An 11,544-nucleotide genomic window follows, 5' to 3' on the forward strand; every position below is an offset into this window, starting at 1 on the left:
TCAAACGTTCAGCAACGGCGGGTCGACCATCGGCCCGCCGTTGGCATTGAGGCGGTACCACCCGGCCACGCTGTATCTGGTGCGGTTGGTGGGCAGCACCTCGTGAGGCATCTCCGCGCTGAGGAACCCCGCAAGAGTTCCCATGCGGGGCTCGACGACGGCCAGAACGGTGTCGGAGACAAAGGGCTCATCTGCGGGCCTCGCCTTGTACACAACCAGTTCACCGCCATCGCCGGGCGCCCAGTCCTGATTCAGGTACAGAACCGTCGACACCACGCGGTTTCCACCACCTCTGAACGCGTCGAGGTGGACCTTGTAGAAAGCCCCTTGCGGGTACCAGGCATAGTGGCACTCGTAGTCGAACAGGCCGAGGAAGAGCTGCCGGTTCAACTCCAGCCGCAGCTGCTCGACCCATGCGAACAGCCACCGGGTCGCCGGTCGATCGGCATCGAGCCACACGATCCTGTCGCTTCGAATGTCGGGCCGGGTTTGGTGGGTCACCTCTCGTCCCACACCAGCCCGGCTGAACTCGTCAGCCCCATGAGCCTCGAGGTCGTCGCGCAGCGCCACCAGCACCGGCAGGGGCAAGGCCTCCGGTTCCACCGCCAGACCCTCGGTTCGAAGGCCGGCGACAGCGCGTTCCAGCATCATCGGATCGACGCAAACCTCGGGCCACCCGCTCTCGGGGCCTTCGATCTCGTTACCGAGAAAATGGTCAGCCACGTTTGGCGCGCAACAGCGCCGAAACCGCCTTGCCGTCGGCCTGGCCCCGCGTCGCCTTCATGATGTAGCCAACGAAGGCGCCCTGAACACGGTCTTCGCCGGCGCAGAACTTCTGCCACGCCTCGGGATCTGCGGCAATCGCCTCGTCGACCAGGGTCTCGAGTTCGTCGACCGCCATGGCCTCGAAACCGTGGGCCGCGGCCACCTGGGCCGGGTCTCCCCCACCCTGAACCAGGTCGGCCAGGACGGTCTTGGCCTGGGTGGCCGTGAGCTGGCCGTCGACCTCCATCGACACCAGAGAGGCAAACGACTCGGCCGTGAGCATGCCAGCCCCCTCGGAGAGGTTGTTGACCGCATGGTTGACCAGCCGCACCCGGTCGACTCCGAGGCCCGCGCTCTGAACCACCAGGTCGTCGAGGTCACGCCCCACGATCACGGCGGCCTGTTCGCCCGTGGCGGCAGTCGCGTCGATGACTGCATGACGCCGCTGTGCCGGGAGCGTAGGAAGGGTCGCTCGGATCCGCTCGACCAGCTCGGAGTCTGGAACCAACGGCACCAGGTCGGGTTCGTCGAAGTAGCGATAATCGTGTGAGTCTTCCTTGGTGCGCAGGGTGTGGGTGCGCCCGTCGTCCTCGTTCCAGTGGCGGGTCTCTTGCACCGGAGCCTCGCCGCGCTCGTACAGCGCGATGTGACGCCTGGCCTCGTACTCGATGGCTCTGCCGAGCGACCGAAACGAGTTGACGTTCTTGATCTCGCAGCGTGTGCGCAGCTCGGTAGAGCCCGCGGGCCGGACGCTGACGTTGGCGTCGACACGCATCGACCCTTCTTCGAGCCTGGCATCGGAGGTTCCGGTCGCTACCAGAATTGCCCTCAACTCTTCGGCGTAGGCCCGCGCCTGTTCGGCAGATCGCATGTCTGGGTGGCTGACGATCTCCAGCAGCGGCACCCCGGCCCGGTTGTAGTCGATCTTGGAATAATCGGCGCCTGTGACCCTGCCGGCATCGCCACCAACGTGGGTCGACTTGCCCGCGTCTTCCTCCAGATGGGCGCGCTCGATGCGCACCATGGTTCCGTCGGGCAGTTCGAGTCGACCGTCTACACAGATTGGCCGGTCGTATTGGCTCGTCTGGAAGTTCTTGGTCATGTCGGGATAGAAGTAGTTCTTGCGGGCAAACACCGATGGCTGAACAGTGCACTCGAGGGCCAAGCCCAGCTTGATCGCCAACTCGACCGCCTTGCGGTTCAGAACCGGCAGCACTCCGGGAAGGCCAAGGCAGACCGGTGAAACGTTGGTGTTGGGTTCGTCGCCGAAGCGGTTGGGGGCAGGCGAGAACAGCTTGGTCTTGGTTGCGAGCTCGACGTGAACCTCGAGCCCCACAACGGTTTCCCAGGTCGTGTCGGTCATCGGTCGTCCCCTCCCTGGCGGTTGGTGTTGGCCCTTTCGATGGCGGCCGCAACCCTGAACATCATCTGCTCGCCCGCGGGGGGCGCCAGTACCTGCACCCCAACGGGCAGGCCGTGGTCACCGGTGCCAAACGGCACCGACATGGCCGGATCGCCGCCCAGGTTGCTGGGGATGGTGCACACGTCGCACTTGTACATGGCCAGCGGGTCGGACTTGGCGCCGAACTCGAACGCCACGCTGGGCGAAGTGGCCGAAATCAACACGTCGACGTTGGTGTAGGCGGCGTCGAAGTCGCGCCGCACCAGCGTGCGCAGCCGCTGGGCCTTGCCGTAGAACGCGTCGTAATAGCCGGCTGACAGCGCATAGGTGCCCAACATGATGCGTGCCTTCACCTCGTCGCCGAAACCGGCGGTGCGGGTGTTGACCATCATCTCGTGCACGTCGGCTCCGTCGACCCTGAGGCCGTACCTGACACCGTCGAAACGCGCCAGGTTCGACGACGCTTCGGCCGGGGCGATCAGGTAGTACGCCGTCAACCCATAGGTGATGGCGGGTACCGAGACCTCGACGATGTCGGCGCCTTGTGCGGCCAGCGCCTGAAGCGCCGCGTCGACGCGCGCCTGAACATCTGGGTCAGCGGCCGATGCCAACTCGGCGACAACACCGATGCGAAGGCCGTCAACTCCGGCGTCGAGTTGGGAGACCAGGTCCAGCGCCGGCTGGTCGATAGAGGTCGAGTCGAGCCGGTCGTGCCCGCTGATGGCCTCCAGGGTCACAGCCGCGCCGGTCACATCGCCTGCAAACGGGCCTATCTGATCGAGCGACGAAGCGAACGCGACCAGGCCATACCGTGACACGGTGCCGTACGTGGGCTTGACGCCAACAACTCCGCACAGCGCCGCAGGCTGGCGAATGGAACCGCCAGTGTCGGACCCCAGGGCCACGGGTGCGAACCCGGCGGCCACGGCCGCTGCACTGCCACCAGAGCTGCCGCCGGGCACGCGCGAAAGGTCGTGGGGGTTGCGGGTGGGCCCGAATGCCGAATTCTCGGTGGACGAGCCCATGGCGAACTCGTCGAGGTTGGTCTTGCCAACCACTACCGCCCCTTGGGCGACCAGTCGCTCGACGACTGTGGCGTCATAGGGCGGCCGCCAATCGGCGAGGATCTTCGACGAACAGGTGGTGGGTACGCCCCTGGTGCACATGTTGTCTTTGAGAGCCACGGGCACGCCTGCCAACCGGCCAGGGTCGCGCCCGGACGCGATGTCGGCATCGATGGCCTCGGCCCTGGCGCGGGCCTCGTCGCGCAACACCAGGTTGAAGGCGTTGATGTCGCCGTCGCGAGCGTCGATGCGCGAGAGGTGTTCATCCACCACGTCGACAGCCGATCGCTGGCCCGATCGCACCAACTCGGCTATCTGGGATGCGGTCTCAAAGCTCATCGGTCGTCGCCCAGGATCGGTGGCACCACGAAGAAGCCGTCGGACGAGTCGGGCGCCTGCGACAACACCTCGGCCCTGTTCACCTCGAGATCGACGACGTCATCTCGCATGACGTTGACCAGTGGCATCGGGTGAACCATCGGAGGCACATCGCTGAGGTCGAGGGCCTCGATCTCGGCTGCGTGACCCAGCACGCTGGCCAGGTGTGAGGTGAAATGGTCCAGTCCGGCGTCGTCGAGTCGGAGCCTGGCGAGGTGGGCGACGTGGGCCACCTCGTCTCTGGAGATCCTCTGCGTCACCGGCGGTTCCCTTCGTGAGCGGGCGATAATTGGAGGGCACGGAAACACCGACCACTGCCAGTCGATTACCGGTTTGGAACGGGGTTACCGTGGTCGACCGACTCAGAGATGTTATCGGTGTGGCACAACCAGCCAGGCCGACCCGCCCCAGGCCGCCGCCGAACTCGCCACCATAGAGGAAACCATGACCCACACCTTTCTCACCGACGAATGGATCGACGCCGTGCTGGCCCTGCAGGACGAGTACAAGGATCGCATCGACCCACCGTCGGACTCGATCGTGATGAACCAGACCGTCAACGATGTGCCATTTGGTGACGGCGTACTCGAGTTGTGTGTCGACACCAGGTCGGGTCTGGCCGAAGTGCTGCGCGGGCACAGCGACGAGGCCGACGTGACCATCACCACCGACTACGCAACCGCCAAGACCCTGTTCCTGGCTCAGGATCCACAGGAGATCATGCAGGCGTTCATGTCCGGCCGCATCGCGATCCAGGGCGACATGGCCAAGCTGATGATCGCCCAGGCCAACGCTGCTGCACCTGACGAGATCCACCTCGAGGTTGCTCGCCGCCTCCGGTCACTGACCGCCGAATAGCGCAATGGTCGCTCACGCGGCAGCGTGGTCGGCTCGCTCGGTCGACACGACCCTGGCCGCGGCGAATATCGCCAACCCCGACACCAGCCCACCGACCAGGTAGGCGCGGGCAAACGAATCTGCGACGCCTGCGGTTGCTTCTCCCCCGATCTGCACCGCCTGCATCAACTCGATGCCGATCACCACCCCGACCTGCGATGCCATCTGTTGAGCCGCGCCGGCAATGCCGAAGTCCGACTCGTCGACGGCGTTGGCCATCACGGCGGTGAGCGACGGGCCCGCTGTGCCGAGCCCGAAACCCGAGATGGCCAGACCCAGAAGGATCAGGGTGTCGTCGAGCCTCGACGCCCCAAGCGCCAGTATCAGCATCGACCCGAACAAGGCGCTAGATCCGACGACGGCATTGGTGCGCTCGCCCACCTTCAGCGCCAGCCATCCCATCAGCGGCCCGACAACGGCAAACGTGAGCGGCCTTGCAATCGTGTACAAGCCGGCCTTGGTGGCGGTGAAGCCGAAGGTCGAGTCATCCTGCAGCAGCAGTGGAGTCAAGATGAAGCCACCCATGTAGGCGAAGTTCATCGTCAGCTGGGCGATGATGGGTGCGCTGACGTTGCGCATCCGGGCGTAGTGAGGAGGAAACAGCGGCGCCTGCCCGCGCCGCTCGATCGACCAGAACCACCAGCCGGCCAGGGGTATGCCCACCAGGCCCAACACCACTGCCGGCGACGTGAGGCCCCACGCCGCCCCGCGATTGACCACCAACAACACGAAACCTACGACGGTTCCGAGGGCCACGGCGCCGCGCCAGTCGAACGAGAGGCCGTCTTCTCGGGAGGTCTCTGGCAATACAAGTGCTGCCAACAACACCGCCAGCAACGAAAGCGGCGCCTGAAACACAAAGATCCAGCGCCAGTTGTAGTTGTCGACGATCGGCCCGCCGAACACAACCCCCAGGACCGGAGCGCCAGCCCCCACCATCGACCAATAGCCCATGGCCTGGACCCGCCGTTCGGGCTCGAAGGCCCGGTTGATCATCGCCATGGCAGACGGCCCGGTCGCCGCTCCGCCGATGGCTCCCAGAACCCGGAACGTGATCAGCGACCATTCGTTCCAGCTCAGCGCGATCATCAGGGCGAACACCGCCGACAGCCCCATCGACAGCAGGTACATCCGCCGGTGGCCGAACATGTCGCCCGCACGGCCCAGGGCCGGGCCGACCAGCGCCACCGCGAGAATCGGCCCCGTGATGACCCACGAGACAACCGACTCCGACGCATCGAACTCGGCGGCGATGTCGCGGATGGCAACGCCCAGGATCGTCACCGTGAACGCAACCGAGAACATTCCGGCCAGCGCCACGCCGAGGACATAACCGCCATAGCGCGGGCTTCGTTCGAGCCGCCGCGCCACCCGGCGCCGGAAGAGGATCGGCCACGGTATCGACGTGACTGGCGTGGCTCCGGCCGCGCCGACGCGGAGCCGGTGAAACTGATCGCGTGAACCCACGAACTGCTACCGGGGAGCCCAGAGCTCGACCGACTCCCCCGGCTTCAGCAGAGTTCCGGCACCGGGACTGGACGATTCGACGATGTTGCCGCCCCCGGCAACACCCGACCGCACCAAACCCACCGCTTCCAGTGCAGCCGTGGCCTCTTCGATGGTCATGCCTTCGACATCTGGAACCGCGCGTCGATCTGGGCCTTTCGAGACACGAATCGCCACGGTCGACCCACGGGGCAGTTCCACCGACGCAGACACGCTCTGCGAAATGACAACTCCGGCCGGCACCGTCTCGGAGAACTGCTCTTCTTCCTCGACCAGATTCAGCTGCACCTGGGCAACGGCGGCAGCAGCTTCGTCACGGGTGAGCCCCACCAGATTAGGAACACTTCGCGGGACCGGGCCGCTCGACACCACCAGCTCGAACGACACGCCGGGTTCCAGCAGGCGTCCGGGCTCGACCGAGTCGCCGTCGATGGTTGCGCTCATCACGTCGCCGGCCGGAACCTGCTCGTCGAAACGTGGCTCGCGGCTGATGACGCCAAAGCCCCGAGACTCGAGGCGCTCGATGGCCGCCTGTTCTTCCAGGCCCACCACCCAAGGCACCATCGTCAGCCGCGGACCCACGACCACATCGACGGTCACGCCGAAATCGGCGGGCAGCTTCGAGCCGGCCTCTGGCGATTGACGAACGACGGTGCCCTTCTCGAATCCATCGCTTCGAACCTGCTTCTCGTCCAACACCCAACCGTTGGCGTCTGCCAGCGAGCGCACCTCGGTGATATCGCTGTTGCGCAGGTCTCCGAGATCGAACAAGGGAACGGCCTCGGTTTCGGGGCTCGAAACCAGGTACATGGCTGCCGCGACCATGGCCACCAGAACAGCAGCCGAACCCAACAGCCAGAGGCCTCGACGCGCGCTGACCCCCGGCGAGCGCTTCGTTGTGTCGGCAGCGGCATCAACCGCTGCAGATCCGGCCGCCGGATCATCGAACAGTGCCCCACCCACCTGGGTTTGTTCGCCGACCGGCTGGGTGGCGTCGGGATCCGCGCCGGCGGCCCTTGGAAGCGTGATGCCCGCCCATCGGCTCGACTGTGGGTCGACAGTGTCGAGCGCGTCCACGTTCAGCAGCGAACCGGCCAGGGGCAGGGCCCCTGGCGCCTCGAAGCCCTCGGTAGAACGCACCAGTTCGCGCATCAGCTCCAGCGCGGTGGGCCTGTCGCCTACCTCGACCGAACCCGCCCGCCTCAGGGGTTCTGCAGCGGGGCCAAAGATGTCTGGCACCTCGAGATCGTTGGTGCTGCGGAATGCAAGCAGTTCGAGCGGATCCTCGACCGGGCCGGGAACTGCCCCGGTCACCGCCTCGACCAGGCTGACGGCCAGGCTGTACACGTCGGTCCGTCCATCCGCCCTGCCCGGCCTGCTCCGCTCGGGGGCCGCGTATCGAAGCGTTCCCAGCACCGCCGAGTCGGGCTCGGTGAGGCCGGTGTCTCCGAGCACCTGCACGAGCCCAAAGTCGGCCACACGCAGCCGCCCGCCGCGATCGAACAGCAGATTCGCCGGTTTGACGTCGCGGTGGACCATTCCTCGCTGGTGGGCGGCCGCCAGACCGCTGGTGGCTTCGAGGCCGACCTTGACCGCCTGAGCGGGGGTCAGGGTGTGGCCCGCGGCGATGATTCCGTGAAGGCTGCCACCGCCCAGATACTCGGTGACCAGATAGGGCCCGAACTCACACTCGCCCCAGTCGTGAACCGCTACGACGTGTGGATGACTGAACGACGCTGCGCTCTGGGCCTCGTGGGCGAACCGCTCGGCAAACCCGGGCTTGCCCACCAGCGCCGGATGCAGAACCTTCACCGCAACGCGCCGACGCAACCGCAAGTCGTCGGCCAGGTAGACGTGTGCCGAGCCTCCGAAGCCCAGTTGGGCGACGAGGCGATAGCGATTCTCGAGGACCGGTGCCGATTCGTCCTTCGCAGTCGTGGTCGCCATCGATGTCCGACAGTACCGAAACATGCGGCGAATTCGTCACCACGGGCGTTCACTGCCCCACTTGACCGTGGTGGAGGGTGGATCGACCACCGAACCGGCCAGACTGTGTGGGTGGCCAGATCCAACCGCGACGACCGCAAGAAGTACCCGAAGTTCGAGCCCGGTGACGGGTTCCGGGAGAAGTGGCTTCCCCGCATAGTCATCACCACCGGGCTGTGCCTTGCCGCGGCAGCGTTCTATTTCGCCGGCGCACTGGGTGGCGACCCCGAGACCAAACCACAGCTCGACCTGGCGGTCGACTCGGTGTTTCCGACCGACGGGTCGATCCAGCCCAGACAGACCACCGTGACCATCGACCTGGCCACCGGCTGGGAGTTGACACAACTCAGCATCAACGGTGTGGCAATACCTCCATCCGAGGTCAGCACGGCAGGTGACGCCCTGGGTATCTACACGTTCGACCCCGGGCCCGGACGGGTCATCGAGGTGTTCGAGGTCGGCGAGGTCAGGGTCACTGCCGTGATCGTCAACCAGGTGGTGGACGACGAGGTCAGAACCATCGGCTGGCGGTTCACCACCACCTGAAGACTCAAACGGGCAGCTCGCCGGTTTCGAGCAGGTGGGCAAAGCCTTCGGCATCGAGCATCGGAATTCCGAGCGACTCGGCCTTGGTCAGCTTGCTGGCGCCGGCGCCTTCGCCCACCACCAAGGCAAACGTGTTCTTCGACACCGAGCCAGGCGCCTTGCCGCCGCGGTCTTTGATGGCCGCCGTGGCCTCGTCGCGGGTATAACCCTCGACGGTGCCCGTGACCACCACCGACTTGCCGTCGAGCACCTGCTGAACCTCGGCTACGTCGACGCGATCGAGCCTGACACCGTTGTCGGCGAGCTTGCCGACCACCGCCCGGTTGGCATCGTCGGAGAAGAAGCCGGCAACGCTGGCCGCGATGGTGGGGCCGATGCCATCGATGGATGCGATGTCTTCCGCGGTGGCGTCGACGATGGCATCCATCGATCGGAAACGACGGGCGATGGCCTCTGAAGCGGTGGGACCCATGTGCTCTATACCCAAACCGATCAGCACGTTGCGCAGGGGTCGGTCGCGGCTGGCGTCGATGGAAGCCAACAGGTTGCCGGCGCTGACCTCGCCAAATCCCTCGAGGCCCAACACGTCGTCGAGGGTCAGCGCGTATAGGTCGGCCACGTCCGACGCAAGCCCCGACTCGACCAGGGCGATGACTGTGCGCTCTCCCAACCCCTCGATGTCCATGGCACCTCGCCCCGAGAAGTGGGCCAGGCCTTGCTCGACCCGCGCCGGACACCGACGGTTCGGACAGAACGTGTTGGCGTCGCCCTCGCCGCGCACCAGCGGGGTGGCGCAGCGGGGGCAGTTGGTAGGAAACTGCCAAGGCGTCGACTCAGCGGGCCGTTTCGCCAGCACCGGCCCGACCACCTCGGGGATGACATCACCCGCCTTGCGCACGATGACCGAGTCGCCAGGCCGGACATCTTTCAGACGCACCTGGTCTTCGTTGTGAAGGGTGGCAACACCTACCGTCGAGCCCCCGACGAACACCGGCTCGAGCATGGCGAACGGTGTGGCCCTGCCTGTGCGCCCGATCGACACCATGATGTCGCGCAACAAGGTGGTCTTCTCCTCGGGCGGGAACTTGAACGCTATGGCCCACCGAGGAGCCCGGCTGGTATAGCCCAACAGGTTGCGGTGTGCGATCGATTCGAGCTTCACCACCACGCCGTCGATCTCGTAGTCGGGGTCGTGGCGGTGCTGTTCCCAGTGGCGGCAAAAGGCGTGGACGTCGGCGATGGAACCAACCGTTCGGATCTCGGGGTTGACCGGCAGGCCAAACGCGGCGAGCGCGTCGAACATCTGGCTCGACGTAGCCGGTTCGTCGATACCGACCAGTTGCCCCAAGCCGTAGCTCCAGAACCTGAGAGCCCGCTGGGCGGTGATTTGGGGGTTCTTCTGGCGCAGCGAACCGGCGGCCGTGTTGCGAGGGTTCGCATAGATCTGCTTGCCCTCGTCGAGCATGCGCTCGTTCAGGGCATCGAAGGCCGAGACCGGCATGTAGACCTCGCCCCTGACCTCGAGCACCTCGGGGGCATCGCCCGCCAGCGACTGGGGAACGTCTGCGATGGTAGCGACGTTGGCTGTGACGTCTTCGCCGACACGCCCGTCGCCCCGCGTCGCCGCCTGTGTGTATCGGCCGTGCTCGTAGCGAATCGAAATGGCCAGCCCGTCGAACTTGAGCTCGCACACGAAGCGGGGCGAATCGACCCCGGCATCGGCGAGCGAGCGCGCAACCCGTTCGTGCCACGCGTCGAGCTCGTCGTGGTCCATCGCATTGTCGAGCGAGGTCATGGCGACCGCGTGGGCCACGGGAGAGAAGGCCGCCGGCGCACCGACGGTGGCGGTCGGAGATTCGACATCGGCCAGTTCGGGATAGGTCGCCTCGAGTTGTTTCAACTCGCGCACCAGCGCGTCGTAGTCGGCGTCGGGCACCGTGGGCGCGCCTGCGTAATAGGCGCGGTTGTGCTGGGTGATGGCGCGGCGCAGCTGATCGACCCGGTCGGCAGGGTCGGGGCTGGCAGAATCGGGGTTCGACGGTGACTCCACGGCCAGGACTCTACCGATGCCCCGGGACAGCTAACGTTTCACGCCGTGTCGCGCCTGACCATTCGCCGTACCCACCAGATCGTGCTCGCCGTCACCCTGGCCGCCGCCATCGCCGGCAGCGGTGACGCCATCGAGGCGTCGGTGGCCGATCTCTCCACGGCCGGGCGCTGGATCATCGGTGTGGGTGCGTGGGCCCTGTGGGGTGTTGCGCTGACCAGCGTCGCCGTGCGCCTACCCGCCACCCTGGTAACCCTGCGGCTGGCCACCGTCACCGGCCTGGTAGCGGTGGTTGTCGCACTGATCGTGGCCGACCTGTCTGCTTCGGAAGTGGCATGGGCCATCACGCCTCCGTTGGTGGTGCTTGCCACCAGCCTCAGCCCCTTCGTCGGCGAGGCATGGATAGACGGCGCCTCCTACGGCGACGAGCTGCGCTTCAGCCTCAGGGTGCCGATGGCGTTGGCCCTGGTTGGCCTTCCTCTGGGGGTCATGTTGTTCGTAGGCGGGGTCCTCACCGGCCCGATCATGTTGGCCAACGAGCGCTGGATCATCGGGTCCGTCACCTTCGTCGTCGGCCTGTACTTGGCGATGATCGCTGCCCGCGCCCTCAACGGACTGGCGCGCAGATGGTTGGTGCTGGTGCCCGCCGGGTTGGTTCTGCACGACCACCTGGCAACCCGCGAGGCGTTCTTGATGATCAAGTCGACGGTCGCATCGGTGGGTCCCGCGCCACCAGAGGCCGAACTCGAGGACGACTCAGTTCTGGACGCCACGGGTGATTCGCCCGGCGCCGTCATAGAGATCGCCCTCACAAACGTCGTCGAATGCGTGCCCCGAACTGGCAAGGGCCAGGCGGCCGCCGTGGCCAAGGTGGGCAAGGTCTACGTGGTGCCGACCCGGCCGCTGGCGTTCGTCACCGCGGCCAGGTCCAGGGGGCTGGGCCGGGCGTGAGC

The 11,544-nt window shown here is 66.1% G+C and carries 10 protein-coding genes; 3 read left to right on the forward strand and 7 right to left on the reverse strand.

Annotated features, from left to right (window positions below; genetic code table 11):
- From R2770_15750 to gatC, 4 genes are read right to left on the reverse strand one after another with little or no spacing between them, the layout of a single operon-like run.
- Positions 1–723, reverse strand: a complete 723-nt coding sequence (locus R2770_15750) for a 2OG-Fe(II) oxygenase (protein MEZ5281913.1) — start codon at positions 721–723, stop codon at positions 1–3.
- On the reverse strand, positions 716–2,128 hold the full coding sequence (gene gatB / locus R2770_15755; GenBank protein ID MEZ5281914.1) for an Asp-tRNA(Asn)/Glu-tRNA(Gln) amidotransferase subunit GatB: 1,413 nt from the start codon (positions 2,126–2,128) through the stop codon (positions 716–718). Before gatB ends, R2770_15750 begins: the two co-directional genes overlap by 8 nt.
- Positions 2,125–3,570 (reverse strand): Asp-tRNA(Asn)/Glu-tRNA(Gln) amidotransferase subunit GatA, encoded by a 1,446-nt coding sequence (gene gatA, locus R2770_15760; protein MEZ5281915.1) that lies wholly within the window; start codon positions 3,568–3,570, stop codon positions 2,125–2,127. Before gatA ends, gatB begins: the two co-directional genes overlap by 4 nt.
- Positions 3,567–3,869 (reverse strand): Asp-tRNA(Asn)/Glu-tRNA(Gln) amidotransferase subunit GatC, encoded by a 303-nt coding sequence (gene gatC / locus R2770_15765; GenBank protein ID MEZ5281916.1) that lies wholly within the window; start codon positions 3,867–3,869, stop codon positions 3,567–3,569. The genes gatA and gatC overlap by 4 nt, the downstream gene beginning before the upstream one ends.
- Positions 3,870–4,053: 184 nt before the next feature.
- Here gatC and R2770_15770 point away from each other — a divergent pair, with 184 nt between their 5' ends.
- Positions 4,054–4,467 (forward strand): SCP2 sterol-binding domain-containing protein, encoded by a 414-nt coding sequence (locus tag R2770_15770; protein MEZ5281917.1) that lies wholly within the window; start codon positions 4,054–4,056, stop codon positions 4,465–4,467.
- A gap of 12 nt (positions 4,468–4,479) precedes the next feature.
- On the opposite strand, the gene R2770_15775 is transcribed toward R2770_15770, so the two are convergent.
- The gene (locus R2770_15775) at positions 4,480–5,973 is read right to left on the reverse strand and encodes an MFS transporter (protein MEZ5281918.1); all 1,494 of its coding nucleotides are present in this window, start codon (positions 5,971–5,973) and stop codon (positions 4,480–4,482) included.
- A gap of 6 nt (positions 5,974–5,979) precedes the next feature.
- Complete coding sequence (locus tag R2770_15780) at positions 5,980–7,959, reverse strand: PASTA domain-containing protein (GenBank protein ID MEZ5281919.1); 1,980 nt, start codon at positions 7,957–7,959, stop codon at positions 5,980–5,982.
- Positions 7,960–8,070: 111 nt separating this feature from the next.
- On the opposite strand from R2770_15780, the gene R2770_15785 reads away from it, so the two are divergent.
- Positions 8,071–8,544, forward strand: coding sequence for a hypothetical protein (locus R2770_15785; protein ID MEZ5281920.1), 474 nt, complete (start codon positions 8,071–8,073; stop codon positions 8,542–8,544).
- A 4-nt stretch (positions 8,545–8,548) separates the two neighbouring features.
- Here the strand turns inward: R2770_15785 and ligA are convergent, their stop codons facing one another.
- Positions 8,549–10,594, reverse strand: coding sequence for an NAD-dependent DNA ligase LigA (ligA, locus tag R2770_15790; GenBank protein ID MEZ5281921.1), 2,046 nt, complete (start codon positions 10,592–10,594; stop codon positions 8,549–8,551).
- Between the two features lie 45 nt (positions 10,595–10,639).
- Between ligA and R2770_15795 the strand changes: the two genes are divergently transcribed.
- Positions 10,640–11,542: a hypothetical protein gene (locus tag R2770_15795; protein MEZ5281922.1), complete on the forward strand. Its 903-nt coding sequence runs from the start codon at positions 10,640–10,642 to the stop codon at positions 11,540–11,542.
- Positions 11,543–11,544 lie beyond the last annotated feature (2 nt).

The organism is Acidimicrobiales bacterium, from assembly GCA_041394185.1.
GTDB lineage: Bacteria > Actinomycetota > Acidimicrobiia > Acidimicrobiales > Poriferisodalaceae > JAAETH01.

Bases quoted from the DNA above. Each gene is read 5' to 3' on its own strand.
- R2770_15780 (MEZ5281919.1), bottom strand. From the start codon at position 7,959: ATGGCGACCACGACTGCGAAGGACGAATCGGCACCGGTCCTCGAGAAT.
- gatA (MEZ5281915.1), bottom strand. From the start codon at position 3,570: ATGAGCTTTGAGACCGCATCCCAGATAGCCGAGTTGGTGCGATCGGGC.
- gatB (MEZ5281914.1), bottom strand. From the start codon at position 2,128: ATGACCGACACGACCTGGGAAACCGTTGTGGGGCTCGAGGTTCACGTC.
- R2770_15770 (MEZ5281917.1), top strand. From the start codon at position 4,054: ATGACCCACACCTTTCTCACCGACGAATGGATCGACGCCGTGCTGGCC.